Below are 13,475 nucleotides of genomic sequence, written 5' to 3'. Positions count from 1 at the left end.
GCTCATCCGTCCGACCCCGCCGCGTTGATGGTCCCCCGGACCTTGTTATCGCCCGAGCCGCTGAACACGACCCGTTCGCCCTGTTCATAGATCGCATAGGACGAAGCGGTCACGGTTCCAAGGGGCCCGGAGCCCTGCACGCCCTTCGCGCCGGTCACGATGCCGGTGCGGGTATCGACCACCGCCTCGGGCGTGACGAGGGTGAAGCCCGAGCCGCCGTCGGAGATGCGCACGTTCGGCCCGATGGTCACAGTGCGAGCGGTCTCGTCGTAGGTTCCGCCGTCGGCGGTCAGGGTGGTGACCTTGCGGCCGCCGAGGTTGAGTCGCAGCGCAGGGCCGACCAGTCGGTAGCGACCCGTCTGGCCGTCGCGAACGGCGCGCTCGAAGCCGACCACGAAGCTGCGCCCTTCGGCGTCCTGGCCGAGGAAGCGGGACTTCTCCAACGTGACTTCGCGGCTGGTCCCGGCCTTGCGCTCGACGTCGGACATGACGGTGCGCAGGGCGATCCAGCTGATCGTGCCGCCGGCGAGGATGACGATCAGCACCGGCAGCAGCCGGCGCATAAGCCGCACCCGCCGCGACCGGACCCGGAAGGCCTCGGCCGTCGCGGCGACGCGGGCCTCGTCCTCGGCGGCGCGGGTGTCGGCCGGCTCGGTCATCAGGCGTGGGCGAAGATGTCGATCTCGTCCCAGCCGGCGAGATCGAGGGCGGATCGGACAGGCAGGAAGTCGAACAGGCGACGGGCCAGCTCTGTGCGGCCTTCGCGCTCCAGCATCTCGTCGAGCCGGGCCTTGACCGCGTGCAGATAGAGGACGTCGGAGGCGGCGTACTCCAGCTGGGCCGGGGTCAGTTCGGTCGCGCCCCAGTCGGAGCTCTGCTGCGCCTTGGACAGTTCGACGCCGGCGCATTCGCGCACCACGTCCTTGAGGCCGTGGCGGTCGGTGTAGGTGCGCGCCAGCTTCGAGGCGATCTTGGTGCAGTAGACCGGCCGGGTCTCGACGCCGAGGTGCAGCTGGAACATGGCGATGTCGAAGCGGCCGAAGTGGAACAGCTTCAGCACCGCCGGATCGGCCAGCAGGCGCTTGAGATTGGGACAGTCGTAGGCCGGGCGGTTCAGCCGCACCACATGGGCTTCGCCGTCGCCAGCCGAGAGCTGCACCACGCACAGCGGATCGCGGCGGTAGCGCAGGCCCATGGTCTCCGAGTCGACGGCCACCACCGGGCCGAGGTCGAGATCGGCGGGCAGATCGCCCTCATGCAGGTGAACGGTCATGGGCTTCGAACTCTCCTGGCCCTCAACTAGCCGAGCGCCGCGCGCGAGGCGATAGGGCGGAAACAGAAACGGCCCCGCCTCGGTCGAGGGGGGCCGTTTCGAAAGATGGTGCCCAGAAGAGGACTCGAACCTCCACGGCCGTTAAGCCACTGGCACCTGAAGCCAGCGCGTCTACCAATTCCGCCATCTGGGCCCAGACGTCGACGCCGCGAGGCGTTTCCGTCCGGAAGGCGCGGACCCTTAAGGCAGGGCCCGATGCGGGTCAACAGGCTTTTGTCGCCTTTGCGTTGCGGCCCTCGCGGGCATCGTCTAATCCCCGCCGCAACGCCGGTTTCGCGCCGGCGCCCTGTCTCTCGCGGAGTGCATCATGAGCGAAGTCGCGCCCGGTCTGGTCACCGTCTTCGGCGGCTCGGGCTTCGTCGGCAGCCAGGTCGTGCAGGCGCTGGCCCGGCGCGGCTGGCGCATCCGCGTGGCCGTCCGCCGCCCCGACCGCGCCTTCAAGGTGCAGACCGCCGGCCACGTCGGCCAGATCTACACCACGCGCTGCGACGCCACGGACCCGGCCCAGGTCGAGGAGGCGCTGCGCGGCGCCGACGCCGCCGTCAACCTGATCGGCGTGCTGTACGAGACCGGCCGCAACACCTTCGCCGCCGCCCACGTGCAGGCGGCGCGCAACATCGCCGAGGCCTGCGCCGCCGGCGGCGTCGACCGGCTGGTCCACATCTCGGCCATCGGCGCCAATCCCGAGAGCGAGTCGGACTACGCCCGCAGCAAGGCCGAGGCCGAGATGGCTGTGCGCGAGGTCAAACCGGACGCGACCATCGTGCGCCCCTCGGTCGTCTTCGGCCCCGGCGACGACTTCCTGAACAAGTTCGCCTCGATGGCCGGCTGGTCTCCGGCCCTGCCGCTGATCGGCGGCGGACAGACGAAGTTCCAGCCGGTCTACGTCGGCGACGTGGCGGCCGCCATCGCCACCGCCCTGTCGCGCACGGAAGCCGCCGGCGAGACCTACGAGCTGGGCGGTCCGGCGGTGATGACCTTCGAGGACATCCTGCGCCTGATCATGCGCGAGACCCACCGCTCGCGCCCGCTGCTGCCCCTGCCCTTCTTCGCCGCACGGATGATGGGCGGCGTCGCCCAGCTGGCCGCCCTCGTTGGCCTGAAGCCGATGCTGACCCGCGACCAGGTCGTGCTGCTGGAGACTGACAACGTCGTGGCGCCGGACGCCCGGACGCTCGCCGATCTCGGCGTCGAGCCCACCGGCATCGAGGCCGTGGCGGCGTCCTATCTGTGGCGCTACCGCCGCGGCGGACAGTTCGCCGAGGCCGCGGCCTGACGCTTCAGAGGGCGCCCGTCAGCGCCAGTCCGGCCAGCCCCAGCACCCCCACCGCGATCCGCCACCAGGCGAAGGGCGCGAAACCGTGCCGGGTGACGAAGTCGAGCAGGAAGCGCACCACCACCAGGGCGGTCAGGAAGGCGACCACGAAGCCGATGGCGATCAGCCCCGCGTCGGTGAAGTCCAGCACGTCCCGGTTCTTGTACAGGTCATAGACCACCGCCCCCCCCATGGTCGGCAGGGCGAGGAAGAAGGTGAACTCGGCGGCCGAACGCTTGTCGGTCCCCAGCAGCAGACCGCCGGCGATGGTGGCGCCCGAGCGCGACACGCCCGGGATCATGGCCAGGCACTGGAACAGGCCGATCAGGAAGTAGACCCGGAACGGGTAGGTGTTCACGTCCAGATAGGTCGGGACCTTCTTCATCCGGTCGAGCAGCAGCAGCAGCACCCCGCCGACGATCAGGGCGATGCAGACGATCAGCGGCGTCTCGAAGAAGACCGTCTTGATCAGATCGTAGGCCAGCACCCCGACCAGCACCGCCGGCAGGAAGGCGATGATCACCCCGATGATGAAATGGCGCGCCCGGGGATCGGTCGGCCAGCGCGTCGCCAGTCGCCACAGGCGCGTGAAGTAGACGCTGATGATGGCGAGGATCGCCCCCAGCTGGATGACGATCTCGAAGGTCTTGCCGGTGCTCTCGAAGCCGAGGAAGTGGCCCAGCAGCAGCAGGTGGCCGGTCGACGACACCGGAATGAACTCGGTCAGGCCTTCGACCAGGCCGAGAATGATCGCCGCCAGCCAGTCCGCCATGCGCGCCCCTTGTGCGAGATGCGGGCGAGTCAGTTCGCCCCCGGTTCGGGCCCCACATAGCGCAGCCGCGCCCGGATAGGCGAGCCGTCGACGATCTGGTCGAGGGCGTGGGCCAGCAGGCCGGCCAGCCGGCCGATCATCAACAGGTCGGCGGCGCCTTCGCGGGGCAGCTCCAGCCGGCGGGCGACGATCGCCAGCGCCAGCGCGAAGCCGGGCGGACGTGCGGCGGCGGCCTCGCCGTCCCGAACCGCCCGGGCGAGGTCGGGCGGCAGGTCCGCAGCGGCGAGCAGGGCGGCGGAGCGAGGATCGCCGCGCGGCCAGTCCGGATCGCCGAAACCGGCCAGATCTCCAGTCTCCTGGGCCCGGCGCGCGGCGTCAAAGGCCTGACGGCGGACGGCGACGATCCACCCGGCGGCGCGCGCCATCTCGGCGACGGGGCCGGAGGCGGCGACCACGGCGAGACCGGCAAGGGCGGCGGCGGCGGGGCAGGCTCCGCCGGCCGCGGCGGCGCGGGTCGCGAGGATCGCCGGGTCGTAGCCGGGGTCCGCGGCTAGGACGAGGGCGCGGCGGACGAGATGGCCGTCGCGCTCGGGAATCTTCCACGTCCGGGCCAGCCTCTGGTGCAGGAACAGACGCGGCCCGGGGCCGGCGACGGCGTCCACGGCCTCGTCGAGGACGCGGGCGCACTCGACTCGCAGGGCCACGGCGTCGCCCGTGGCGAGGTCCGGCTCCTCCTCGGCGCGCCGGGCGAGGGCGGCGTAGAGGCGGGCGCGGGGCGAACCGCCGGGGGTGGCGCCGACGCGGGGCCGCAGGACGGCGAAGGGGTTGGCGGCCCGCGCGCCCCAGAGCACCCGGGCGGCGTCCTCCAGGGTGGCGGTCTCGGCCAGCTGGACCGCGTCGAGGCCGCGGTAGAGCAGGCGGTCCCCGACGACCACGCTGACGGAGGAGTAGAGCTCGGCCTCGCCCCGGCCGGCGGCGCTGCGGGCGGCAGGCTGCGGCGCTTCGTCGCCGGCGACCGCCTCGCCGCTCAGGCGGGCGATGTCGCGCGCGGCGTAGAGACTGCGGCGGGGATCGTCGGGGTCCGGCCGGGCGGCGATGCGACCGCGGCTGACGTAGGCGTAGAGGGTCTGGGCCTTGACCCCCAGACGCCCCAGCGCCTCGCCGCGTCCGATCCAGCGGTCGTGCTCCGCCGACATCCGTCGCCTCCTCCCGCCCCCGGCCGACAGGTCTATTCGGCGAACACCATGGGGCGGTTTCGTGACCATCGCGCTAACCTCCTCCCGCGGCCTTGGCAGGGCGGCCCCTTTCCGCGACAAGGGCGACAATGACCAGCGCCTCCCTGGACGACGTCCACGCCGCGACCCGCAGCGCCACCCGCCTCTCGGTCGGCGTGGCGGTGACGCTGATCCTGCTCAAGGCCTTCGCGCTGGGCGCCTCGGGCTCGGTGTCGATGCTGGCCTCGCTCACCGACTCGGCCCTCGATCTCGTGGCCTCGCTGGCGACCTTCTTCGCCGTCCGCTGGGCCGCCGCGCCGCCGGACGAGGCGCACCGCTTCGGCCGCGGCAAGGGCGAGGCGCTGGCGGCCCTGGTTCAGGCCGGCCTGGTGTTCGCCTCCGCCGTCTTCATCGGCTGGGAAGCGGTGCTGCGCATGTTCGATCCGCGCCCGGTGACCGCCGGACACTGGGGCGTCGCCGTGGTGCTGATCTCCATCGCCCTCACCGGCTGGCTGGTCTGGCGTCAGGGGCGGGCGATCAGGGCCACCGGATCGGTGGCGGTGGAGGCCGACCGGGCCCACTACACCGCCGACCTCGCCGCCAGCGTGGTGGTGCTGATCGGCATCGTCTCCGGCGCCTACCTGTCGGCGCCGGGGCTGGACGCCGCCGCGGGGCTGGTGGTGGCGGTCTGGCTGTTCTGGGGCGCGACCGGCGTCCTGCGCGGCGCGGCCGACCAGCTGCTGGACCGGACCACGCCGGAGTCCGACCGGATGGCCATCACCACCGCCATGCTGTCCGACCCGCGCATCTCCGGCGTGCACCGGCTGCGCACCCGGCAGTCCGGACCGGTGCTGACCATCCAGATGCACGTCGACATGGACCCGACCCTGACCTTGGCCGAGGCGCACGACATCCTCGTCGAGGCCGAGAACCGGCTGCTGGAGCGGTGGCCCGGGGCCGACATCCTGATCCACCCCGATCCCCGCCCGACGCCTTCGGCCAAGGGGCCGTGGAGCTGAGCCCCGCGCCCATGGCTAACGCCCGCTTAACGGCCCCGGGCGCATGGACGGTCTGATGTCCGCCGTCCTGTACCATTTCGCCTTCGACCCCGGCTCCCGCGCTGCGCGCCTCGCGCTGGGCGAGGCGAAGCTGCCGTTCGAGGAGACGCCGGTCCGGCCATGGGAGGACGATTGCCCGATCGCGGGGCTCAATCCGTCGGGCATGCCGCCGGTGCTACAGGTCGCCGAGACCGGACGCCCCCTGACCCTGTGCGAGCCCGCCGCCATCCTGGGCTGGCTGGAGGACCGCTCGCGCGAGCCCTTCCTGGTGCCGGCCGATCCCGCCGAGCGCGCCGAGACCCGGCGGCTGACCACCTGGTTCGACCGCCGCTTCACCGACGAGGTGGACGCCGTCCTGCTGCACGAGCGCATGGAGAAGCCGCTGCTTCGCCTCGGCCCGCCGGAGGCGCGGGCCCTTCGCGCCGGCCGTGAGGCGCTGCGCGCCCACCTCGGCCAGTTCGAAGGCCTGCTGGCCGAGCGCGACTGGCTGGCCGGACGGCGGCTGGGACAGGCCGACATCGTCGCCGCCGCTCACCTGTCGGTGCTCGACTACTTCGGCGAGGTGGCGTGGGCCAACTGGCCGGGGCTGAAGACCTGGTACATGAAGCTGAAGTCCCGTCCCTGCTTCCGGCCTCTGCTCGCCGACCGCTTCCCGGGGGTGCAGCCCTCGGCCTGGTACACAGACCTGGACTTCTAGCCCGACTTTCGCCGGCATCGGCGTTATGAAGTCGGCCGACCATGGCCCGGGATCCCCGCATCTTCATCCGCGAACGCGCCGCCGCGCTGGGGTTCGACGTCTGCCGTTTCGGCTCGGCCTCGGAGCCGTGGAGCGCCGGCGAACGGCTGGCGCACTTCGTCGAGGACGGCCGCCATGGCGACATGGGCTGGATGGAGACGACGCTGGAGCGCCGCGCTCACCCCACCTCCATGTGGGAGGGAGCCCGCACCGCCATCGTGCTCGGCCTCAACTACGGTCCCGGCCACGACCCCCTGCCGGAGCTGGCCGACCGGTCGGCCGGCTACCTGTCGGTCTACGCCCGCGGCGACGACTATCACGAGCTGATCAAGGGCCGGCTGAAGACCCTCGCGGGCCAGATCGCCGCCCGCACCGGCGAGGAGGTCAAGGTCTTCGTCGACACGGCGCCGCTGATGGAGAAGCCGCTGGCCCAGCGCGCCGGCCTCGGCTGGCAGGGCAAGCACACCAACCTGCTGAGCCGCGATCACGGCAACTGGCTGTTCCTCGGCGTCATCCTCAGCGCCGCGACGTTCGAGCCCGACGAGGCGGAGACCCAGCACTGCGGCAGTTGCACGGCCTGCCTCGACGCCTGTCCCACCAACGCCTTCCCGGCCCCGTTCCAGCTGGATGCGCGCCGCTGCCTGTCCTACCTGACCATCGAGTTCGCCGGGCCGTGGCCGGAGGATTTCCGCGTCGCGACGGGCAACCGGATCTACGGCTGCGACGACTGTCTGGCGATCTGCCCGTGGAACAAGTTCGCCGCCGAATCTCGCGAGGGCCGGCTGCAGGCGCGCGAGGCCCTGCTCTCGCCCCGGCTGGCCGATCTGGCGGCGCTCGACGACGCCGCCTTCCGGGCCCTGTTCTCGAAAAGCCCGGTCAAGCGCATCGGCCGCGACCGCTTCGTGCGCAATGTGCTCTACGCCATCGGCAACAGCCGCGACGCGGCGCTGGTCCCGGCCGCCGAGGCCCTGATGGACGATCCGGATCCGGTGGTCAGGGATGCCGCCGCGTGGGCGGTGGCGCGCCTGCGTTCCCTCTCCCACCGGGAGAGGGCTTGAGCCTCCGCAAGCAAAGCGAGCGGCAAGGCGAAAGGGTGAGGGGGAAGTCTTCTGAAGCTCGCCCCGTTCGACCCTCACCCTTTCGCGCGGCCAATCGCCCTTCGGGCTCTTGGGCGCTCAAGCCCTCTCCCATCGGGAGATCAAGGTTGCTCAGCCCGCCGCCATGCCGACGCCGCGGTTCCCGCCGGGGGCGCGGGCGATGTCCAGCAGCTTGACGCGGAAGACCAGCACGCTGTTGGGCGGGATGCCGGGGCGGCCTTGCGCGCCGTAGGCCTGCTCCGGCGGCAGGTAGACGATCCACTCGTCGCCGACCCGCATGTGCTGCAGCGCCTCGGTCCAGCCCTCGACCACCTCGCCAAGGGTGAACACCGCCGGCTGGCCGCGCTGGAACGAGCTGTCGAACACCGTGCCGTCGGTCAGGGTCCCTTCGTAGTCCACCCGCACGAGGTCGTTGTTGTCGGGGCTCTCGCCGCCCGGCGGGCCCGACTGGACGACCTTGTACTGCACGCCGGACGGCAGGGACTGCACTCCCTCGGCGCGCGCATTGGACTTGAGGAAGAACTCGGCGGCGCGCGCATTCTCCGCCGCCGCATCATCCGTCGCCGCCCCTCGATCGCAGGCGGCCAGCGACGCCACCATGACCAGCGCCGCGGCGCCCCTAGCCCATCCGGAGTTCATATCCCGCCTCTTCCAACGCCTGTCTGATGTCGTGCGCGTGCGTTTCGCCGCGCGTCTCGACCATGATGTCGAACTCGGCGCCCTTGGCCGGCACGTCGAGCGCCAGCCGGTTGTGCACCACGTCGATGATGTTGCCTCCGAGACCGCCGATGACGGCGCTCATCTTCGCCAGCATGCCCGGCCGGTCGTCGCCGAGGATGCGGTAGACGACGAGCCGCTTCTCGCGGACCAGTTCGCGGTTCAGCACCACCGCCAGCATGCGCGAGTCGATGTTGCCGCCCGTCAGCTCGAGGCCCACCTTCATGCCGCGGAACCGGTCGGGACAGGCCAGCAGCGCGGCCAGGCCGCCGGCGCCGGCCCCCTCGGCCACCGTCTTCTCCAGGGTGGCCAGGAAGGCGACGCCCTTCTCGAAGTCGGCCTCCTCGCAGACCACGACGTCCTCGACCAGCGGGTCCGCGAGGGCGAACGGGATCTCCCCGACCGCCTTGATGGCGATGCCCTCTGCGATGGTTTGACCGCCGCACTTCGGCGGCTCGCCCCGGCGGCGGGCGGTGAACGACGGGTACATGGCCGCCTCGACCCCGAAGATGCGCACCGACGGTTTCAGCCCCTTGGCGGCGATGGCCGAGCCGGCGATCAGGCCGCCGCCGCCGATCGGGATGATCAGGGCCTCGAGGTCGGGGGCGTCCTCCATGAACTCCAGCCCGCAGACGCCCTGCCCCGCGACGATGCCGACGTCGTCGAAGGCAGAGACGAAGACGAAGCCTTCCTCGTCGCGCAGGCGGTGCGCCTCCTCGGTGGAGCCCGTGAAGTCGAGCCCCTTGATGACCACATTGGCCCCGTGTGCACGGGTGCCGTCGATCTTCACGAAGGGGGTGCCCTCGGGCATGACGATGGTCACCGGCACGCCGAGACGCCCGCCGTGATAGGCCAGCGCCTGCGCATGGTTGCCGGCGCTGGCGGCCACCACCCCGCGCCTGCGCTCGTCCGGAGTCAGCTGCAGCAGCCGGTTCAGCGCGCCGCGCTCCTTGAAGCTTCCGGTGAAGTGCAGGTTGTCGAACTTGATCCAGACCTCGGCGCCGGTCAGCTGCGACAGGCGGCGGGAATAGCGCACCGGGGTGCGGTCGACCTGTCCCGCGATGCGGTCCCTGGCCGCCAGGATGTCGTCGAAAGTGACTGTCATGGAGCGCTCCCGCCCCGGTCTGGCGCCGGGTTTCCGCGGCTGCTTGTGGACCAGCGCCGAACGCCTCGCAACCTTGACCTTGGGCCGGCGTTCATCGTCTGATCCGGCGTTCGAACCGCACGTTTCCCGGAGAGAGCCATGCCCGCCGCGAAGTCTGTCCTGTCCGTCCTCGCCATCGCCGCCGCGGGCGCGCTGGCGACGGCCTGCGAGACGGTGCCCGTCGGGGGCGGTTTCGGGCCGCCGCCCGGGCCCGCTCCGTTCCGCGCCGAGGATTTCTCCTGGTCGACCCGCGCCGGCGGCGCCTCGATCGATGGCCGTATCGATTATCGGCGCGACGGCCGGCCGTACGATTGCACCGGCTCCGTGGCGCTGACTCCCGACACGCCCTACACCCGGGCCCGCTTCCGCACCCTTTACGGCTCCACCGACCGCGCCGCCGTGCCGGAGGCGATCGTGCGCGCCCGGACGGTCGCGGACCCGAACGCCGACTACCGCTCCTACGTCCGCTCCGAGACTTGCCGCGACAACCGCTTCGAGTTCACCGGCCTGCCCTCCGGCGGCTGGTTCATCATCGTCCCGGTCAGCGCCGGCGGCGACGATCGGGTCGTGCTGATGCGCCATGTCGACACCCGCAGCGGACGGGTGACCGTCGTCCTCTGAGTGATCGCCCTTCCGGCCGCGTATCGGGCCGCTCCGGAGAGTTGACCATGCCCCGCCTCGTCCCGATCGCCCTCGCCGCTCTCGGCATCGCCGCCGCCGGCCCTGCCGCCGCCCAGACCTGGGACCGCTACGGCGGGTACAGCGACCATGGCTATGGCGAGAGCTACCGCCAGGATTGGCGCGGCGACCGGTACCGGGGGAGAGACGGGAACGCAGTCCCCTCGTCCTTCGACTGGCGCAGCCAGCTCGACCGCCCCGGCGACTACCGCTGCGACGCCTACTGGGACGCCGGCCGCACCGACTGCGACGCCCGCTGGCGCGACCAGCGCCATCGCGTCAGTCCGCAGGCGCGCCGCGACTACCGCGAGCTCGCCGGCTACGGCTACGGCCGCTACGGCTACGACCCCCATGATCGCTACGGCTACGGCTATGGCTATGGTTACGGCTACGGCTACGGGCAGGACCGCTACGTCGGGCGCCGCCGGGGCTACGGCTCGACGTCCGCCTACGGCCACGGCGCGGGCGGCACGACCTACCATGGCGCCTACGGCCGGCCCGACCACGTCTTTCCGGGCGGCGGTGCCGCCTACAGCGGCCGGGATCCGGGCCGCATCGCCTGGTGCCGGGCGACCTACCGGTCCTACGATCCGGGCAGCGGCTACTATCGCGCCTGGAGCGGGCGTCTGGTCTGGTGCGGCTGAGAAGCGCCCGAACCACGTTCACCGGATCACAGACGCGTGGACGAGCGACGTTCGCCATTGTTTCGCCTCGACCGGCCCGCTTCGCTGACCCTTCGCCCGCGGGGCGCAGTCGAGGGGAAGCGTACATGTCCCAGCACAACATCTCGGGGTCCGAAGTGTTCGGACCCAAGCCGTTCGTCATCCTGCGATCGGTGAAGACCGGAGGTCTGCGCCGTCAGCGCAAGGCGCGGACCCTGCTCGCCTTCCTGACCGGGGCGGCAGTCGCGCTCATCGCGGGGGCGGCGGCCGTGGCGGCCGCCTTCGGCCCCGGCCTCCTGCCCTGACGCGCGTCACGCCAGCCAGATCATCCGTCGCGTGCGGGCTTCCCCGCCGCGCGCGCGGCTGAAGCCCGGCCGGACCTCGCCCGTGTACAGGAAGCCGGCCTTCTCCAGCACGCGGCCGGACGCCGGATTGTCCTCGAAGTGGCCGGCCACCAGGGCGCGCCGCCGCCAGTTGCGGCTGGCCCAGACCAGTCCCGCGGCCAGCGCCTCGGTGGCGTAGCCGCGCCCCCAGAACGGACGGCCGATCCAGTAGCCGACCTCGGGACCCAGATCCCCGGCCTCGAACAGGCCCAGCACGCCGACGGCGCCGTGATCCTCATGCTCGATCAGGAAGGTGCGGGCGCGCTCCGGATCCTGCCCGGCCACCTGCAGCACGAAGTCCTCGGCGTCCTGCACCGAGAAGGGGTGCGGCATGCGCAGGGTCATGCGGGCGATGTCGAAATCGTTGGCGAGGGCGGCGAGGCGGGTCACGTCCTGGGCCTGCGGGCTGCGCAGGGCCAGGCGCCGGGTCTCGACGACGGGGGAGGGTTCGATCACGCACATGGCGGCGCCTCATTCGGTCTCGCCGCCTCCTTGGAGGGCTCGGGCGGCGTTTCGAGGCGGGGAACGAAAACGGGGAGCCTGGTGATCCAGACTCCCCGCGGAATAATTCCCTTGGTCCGGATCGCGGCCCTTTCGGCCTTGCGCGATCCGGTCTGTCTTCCGTCTCGCGCTATTCGGCGGCCATGGCCGGCATGTCGTTGGCGGCGAGAATCGACACGTAACAACGGCCGCCACGCTTTTTCGTGAACTGCACGGAGCCGTTGGTAAGGGCGAACAGGGTGTGGTCACGGCCCATGCCGATGTTCTCACCCGGGTGGAAGGTGGTGCCGCGCTGACGCACGATGATGTTGCCGGCCAGCACGCGCTCGCCGCCGAACTTCTTCACGCCGAGGCGCTTCGACTCGGAGTCGCGCCCGTTACGCGACGAACCACCGGACTTTTTGTGAGCCATGAGTCTGCTCCTACTCTCGTATCGTTCTTACGCTTCGTCGGACGAGGCGGCGGTTTCGGTCTTCTTGGCGGCGGCCTTCTTCGGCGCAGCCTTCTTGGCGGGGGCCTTGGCCTCGCCCTCGTCGGCCTTGGCGGCCTTCGGAGCGGCGGCCTTCTTGGCCGGCTTCGCCTCGACCTCGGCGGTCTCGACGCGCGGGGCCAGGCCGCGGGCGCGGGCGTTCATCTCGGCCTTGGTCAGCAGGGCGACTTCGCCGTCCCACTTGGCCTTCTCGCCGGCGCCTTCGATGCCGGTGATGCGCAGGACCGACTCCATCTGGCGATGGCCGTTGGTGCGGCGGTAGCCCTGACGACGGATCTTCTTGAAGATCTTGATCTTCTCGCCCTTGCGGGTCTCGACCAGGGTGGCCGCGACCGAGGCGCCGTCGATCATCGGAGCCCCGACGGTGACGCCCTTGTCGCCGCCCAGCATCAGCACTTCGCCGAACTTGACGTTCGAGCCGGCCTCGCCGTCGAGCTTCTCGACCACGATCACGTCGCCCGGTTGGACCCGGTACTGCTTGCCGCCGGTCTTGATCACCGCGTACATGTTGAAGCCTCAGCGAAACGCAAAAAGAATAGCGCCCGTCGGGGACCCCCGCGGGCGAAGAGCGGCGACATATACGGATGGGGGGCGCGGAGTCAACGCGGGCGGGGCGAAAAAGCCCGCGCCGCGGTCGGTCCGGGGCGCGTGCGGCGTCGCGAACACGTCCGCCCCCTCGACCGTTATAAAGTAACACGCTAAGGGAAGCGCGATGACGTCGCCCGACCTCCAGCAATCCATGGCGCTTTCCGTGCTGGGCGTGGGTTTCGCCACCGCCTTCCTGCATGCGGCCCTGCCCACCCACTGGCTGCCCTTCGTGCTCGTCGGCCGCGGACAGCGCTGGAGCCTGTCGCAGGTGCTCGGCGCGGTGACGGCGGCGGGTCTGGCTCACATCGCGACCACGGCTCTGGCCGGCGGCCTGATCGTCGCCGCCGGCCTGGCCATGGATCAGTGGATGGCGGGCCTGCTGCCCAACCTGTCGGCGGCCCTGCTGTTCCTGTTCGGCGCCTTCTACCTGGGCCGCGCCCTGCTGCGGCAGCCGGTGATGGGCGGCGGGCCGGCGCTGGAGCTGTCCGAGCCGACCGTCTCCCACGCCGCCGCCTTCTGGGGTCTCGTCGCGCTGATGGCGGTGTCGCCGGGCGAGGTGCTGCTGCCTATTTATCTGTCGCAGGCGACCGAGGGCGCCGTGGTGCTGGGCGGGCTGACCCTCGCCTTCGCCGCCGGGACCGTACTCGGCATGTCCCTGTTCACGCTGCTGGCCCGGGCCGGCTGGTCCGTGCTCCGGCTTGAGCGCTGGGCGCGCTACGAAGGGGTGATCCTCGGTCTGGCCCTGCTCCTGATCGGCCTTCTCGTCCTGCTGCGCCAGCACTAAGGA

The 13,475-nt window shown here is 71.4% G+C and carries 17 protein-coding genes and 1 tRNA gene; 8 read left to right on the top strand and 10 right to left on the bottom strand.

Annotation, left to right across the window (positions count from 1 at the left end):
• Positions 1-2: 2 nt before the first annotated feature.
• The 3 genes from lptC to BM333_RS13235 form a co-directional block, all read right to left on the bottom strand.
• Positions 3-659 (bottom strand): LPS export ABC transporter periplasmic protein LptC, encoded by a 657-nt coding sequence (lptC, locus tag BM333_RS13245; RefSeq protein WP_092312604.1) that lies wholly within the window; start codon positions 657-659, stop codon positions 3-5.
• Positions 659-1,273, bottom strand: coding sequence for a ribonuclease D (locus BM333_RS13240; RefSeq protein ID WP_092312601.1), 615 nt, complete (start codon positions 1,271-1,273; stop codon positions 659-661). Before BM333_RS13240 ends, lptC begins: the two co-directional genes overlap by 1 nt.
• Positions 1,274-1,379: 106 nt before the next feature.
• Positions 1,380-1,466: transfer RNA gene (locus BM333_RS13235), tRNA-Leu, on the bottom strand.
• A 174-nt stretch (positions 1,467-1,640) separates the two neighbouring features.
• Between BM333_RS13235 and BM333_RS13230 the strand changes: the two genes are divergently transcribed.
• The gene (locus tag BM333_RS13230) at positions 1,641-2,609 is read left to right on the top strand and encodes a complex I NDUFA9 subunit family protein (protein ID WP_092312598.1); all 969 of its coding nucleotides are present in this window, start codon (positions 1,641-1,643) and stop codon (positions 2,607-2,609) included.
• Between the two features lie 4 nt (positions 2,610-2,613).
• Here BM333_RS13230 and BM333_RS13225 read toward each other — a convergent pair whose 3' ends face one another.
• Together BM333_RS13225 and BM333_RS13220 are read right to left on the bottom strand one after the other, a co-directional pair.
• On the bottom strand, positions 2,614-3,420 hold the full coding sequence (locus tag BM333_RS13225; protein WP_092312595.1) for an undecaprenyl-diphosphate phosphatase: 807 nt from the start codon (positions 3,418-3,420) through the stop codon (positions 2,614-2,616).
• Between the two features lie 29 nt (positions 3,421-3,449).
• The gene (locus BM333_RS13220) at positions 3,450-4,616 is read right to left on the bottom strand and encodes a citrate/2-methylcitrate synthase (protein WP_092312592.1); all 1,167 of its coding nucleotides are present in this window, start codon (positions 4,614-4,616) and stop codon (positions 3,450-3,452) included.
• A 128-nt stretch (positions 4,617-4,744) separates the two neighbouring features.
• Here BM333_RS13220 and BM333_RS13215 point away from each other — a divergent pair, with 128 nt between their 5' ends.
• The 3 genes from BM333_RS13215 to queG are packed head-to-tail and all read left to right on the top strand — an operon-like array spanning position 4,745 to position 7,486.
• Entirely contained in the window at positions 4,745-5,653 is a 909-nt protein-coding gene (locus BM333_RS13215) for a cation diffusion facilitator family transporter (RefSeq protein ID WP_092312589.1), read from the top strand.
• Between the two features lie 55 nt (positions 5,654-5,708).
• Positions 5,709-6,389 (top strand): FtsZ-binding protein FzlA, encoded by a 681-nt coding sequence (gene fzlA, locus BM333_RS13210; RefSeq protein ID WP_092312815.1) that lies wholly within the window; start codon positions 5,709-5,711, stop codon positions 6,387-6,389.
• A gap of 41 nt (positions 6,390-6,430) precedes the next feature.
• The gene (queG, locus tag BM333_RS13205) at positions 6,431-7,486 is read left to right on the top strand and encodes a tRNA epoxyqueuosine(34) reductase QueG (protein ID WP_092312586.1); all 1,056 of its coding nucleotides are present in this window, start codon (positions 6,431-6,433) and stop codon (positions 7,484-7,486) included.
• Between the two features lie 150 nt (positions 7,487-7,636).
• Here queG and bamJ read toward each other — a convergent pair whose 3' ends face one another.
• Together bamJ and BM333_RS13195 are read right to left on the bottom strand one after the other, a co-directional pair.
• A complete protein-coding gene (gene bamJ / locus BM333_RS13200) occupies positions 7,637-8,164 on the bottom strand; it encodes a BamJ family beta-barrel-assembly machinery protein (protein WP_092312583.1) in 528 nt (175 codons plus the stop codon).
• On the bottom strand, positions 8,145-9,347 hold the full coding sequence (locus BM333_RS13195) for a threonine ammonia-lyase (RefSeq protein ID WP_092312580.1): 1,203 nt from the start codon (positions 9,345-9,347) through the stop codon (positions 8,145-8,147). Before BM333_RS13195 ends, bamJ begins: the two co-directional genes overlap by 20 nt.
• 138 nt (positions 9,348-9,485) lie before the next feature.
• Here BM333_RS13195 and BM333_RS13190 point away from each other — a divergent pair, with 138 nt between their 5' ends.
• From BM333_RS13190 to BM333_RS13180, 3 genes are all read left to right on the top strand, one after another.
• Entirely contained in the window at positions 9,486-10,007 is a 522-nt protein-coding gene (locus BM333_RS13190; protein ID WP_092312577.1) for a hypothetical protein, read from the top strand.
• 47 nt (positions 10,008-10,054) lie between these two features.
• On the top strand, positions 10,055-10,708 hold the full coding sequence (locus BM333_RS16010; protein WP_092312574.1) for a hypothetical protein: 654 nt from the start codon (positions 10,055-10,057) through the stop codon (positions 10,706-10,708).
• A gap of 125 nt (positions 10,709-10,833) precedes the next feature.
• Positions 10,834-11,031 carry a hypothetical protein gene (locus BM333_RS13180; protein ID WP_092312571.1) on the top strand — a complete coding sequence of 66 codons (198 nt, stop codon included), beginning with the start codon at positions 10,834-10,836 and terminating at the stop codon, positions 11,029-11,031.
• 6 nt (positions 11,032-11,037) lie between these two features.
• Here BM333_RS13180 and BM333_RS13175 read toward each other — a convergent pair whose 3' ends face one another.
• The 3 genes from BM333_RS13175 to rplU all read right to left on the bottom strand — a co-directional run bounded on the left by BM333_RS13175 (position 11,038) and on the right by rplU (position 12,607).
• Positions 11,038-11,571, bottom strand: a complete 534-nt coding sequence (locus tag BM333_RS13175; RefSeq protein WP_092312568.1) for a GNAT family N-acetyltransferase — start codon at positions 11,569-11,571, stop codon at positions 11,038-11,040.
• A 169-nt stretch (positions 11,572-11,740) separates the two neighbouring features.
• Entirely contained in the window at positions 11,741-12,022 is a 282-nt protein-coding gene (gene rpmA, locus BM333_RS13170; RefSeq protein ID WP_092312565.1) for a 50S ribosomal protein L27, read from the bottom strand.
• 27 nt (positions 12,023-12,049) lie between these two features.
• Positions 12,050-12,607 (bottom strand): 50S ribosomal protein L21, encoded by a 558-nt coding sequence (gene rplU, locus BM333_RS13165; RefSeq protein WP_092312562.1) that lies wholly within the window; start codon positions 12,605-12,607, stop codon positions 12,050-12,052.
• 205 nt (positions 12,608-12,812) lie between these two features.
• Here rplU and BM333_RS13160 point away from each other — a divergent pair, with 205 nt between their 5' ends.
• Complete coding sequence (locus BM333_RS13160; RefSeq protein WP_092312559.1) at positions 12,813-13,472, top strand: hypothetical protein; 660 nt, start codon at positions 12,813-12,815, stop codon at positions 13,470-13,472.
• Positions 13,473-13,475: the final 3 nt, after the last annotated feature.

Origin of the sequence: Brevundimonas viscosa (assembly GCF_900116065.1) — a bacterium.
Lineage (GTDB): Bacteria > Pseudomonadota > Alphaproteobacteria > Caulobacterales > Caulobacteraceae > Brevundimonas > Brevundimonas viscosa.
Note: the sequence above shows the minus strand (reverse complement) of the source record. Positions and strands in the feature narration are given on the sequence as shown.

What these genes read in the sequence shown, in the direction of transcription:
- queG (WP_092312586.1), top strand. Translation starts at nt 6,431, where the DNA reads ATGGCCCGGGATCCCCGCATCTTCATCCGCGAACGCGCCGCCGCGCTG.
- BM333_RS13195 (WP_092312580.1), bottom strand. Translation starts at nt 9,347, where the DNA reads ATGACAGTCACTTTCGACGACATCCTGGCGGCCAGGGACCGCATCGCG.
- bamJ (WP_092312583.1), bottom strand. Translation starts at nt 8,164, where the DNA reads ATGAACTCCGGATGGGCTAGGGGCGCCGCGGCGCTGGTCATGGTGGCG.
- BM333_RS13220 (WP_092312592.1), bottom strand. Translation starts at nt 4,616, where the DNA reads ATGTCGGCGGAGCACGACCGCTGGATCGGACGCGGCGAGGCGCTGGGG.
- rplU (WP_092312562.1), bottom strand. Translation starts at nt 12,607, where the DNA reads ATGTACGCGGTGATCAAGACCGGCGGCAAGCAGTACCGGGTCCAACCG.
- BM333_RS13240 (WP_092312601.1), bottom strand. Translation starts at nt 1,273, where the DNA reads ATGACCGTTCACCTGCATGAGGGCGATCTGCCCGCCGATCTCGACCTC.
- fzlA (WP_092312815.1), top strand. Translation starts at nt 5,709, where the DNA reads ATGTCCGCCGTCCTGTACCATTTCGCCTTCGACCCCGGCTCCCGCGCT.
- BM333_RS13215 (WP_092312589.1), top strand. Translation starts at nt 4,745, where the DNA reads ATGACCAGCGCCTCCCTGGACGACGTCCACGCCGCGACCCGCAGCGCC.
- BM333_RS13225 (WP_092312595.1), bottom strand. Translation starts at nt 3,420, where the DNA reads ATGGCGGACTGGCTGGCGGCGATCATTCTCGGCCTGGTCGAAGGCCTG.
- BM333_RS13190 (WP_092312577.1), top strand. Translation starts at nt 9,486, where the DNA reads ATGCCCGCCGCGAAGTCTGTCCTGTCCGTCCTCGCCATCGCCGCCGCG.
- BM333_RS13160 (WP_092312559.1), top strand. Translation starts at nt 12,813, where the DNA reads ATGACGTCGCCCGACCTCCAGCAATCCATGGCGCTTTCCGTGCTGGGC.
- lptC (WP_092312604.1), bottom strand. Translation starts at nt 659, where the DNA reads ATGACCGAGCCGGCCGACACCCGCGCCGCCGAGGACGAGGCCCGCGTC.
- BM333_RS13230 (WP_092312598.1), top strand. Translation starts at nt 1,641, where the DNA reads ATGAGCGAAGTCGCGCCCGGTCTGGTCACCGTCTTCGGCGGCTCGGGC.
- rpmA (WP_092312565.1), bottom strand. Translation starts at nt 12,022, where the DNA reads ATGGCTCACAAAAAGTCCGGTGGTTCGTCGCGTAACGGGCGCGACTCC.
- BM333_RS13180 (WP_092312571.1), top strand. Translation starts at nt 10,834, where the DNA reads ATGTCCCAGCACAACATCTCGGGGTCCGAAGTGTTCGGACCCAAGCCG.
- BM333_RS16010 (WP_092312574.1), top strand. Translation starts at nt 10,055, where the DNA reads ATGCCCCGCCTCGTCCCGATCGCCCTCGCCGCTCTCGGCATCGCCGCC.
- BM333_RS13175 (WP_092312568.1), bottom strand. Translation starts at nt 11,571, where the DNA reads ATGTGCGTGATCGAACCCTCCCCCGTCGTCGAGACCCGGCGCCTGGCC.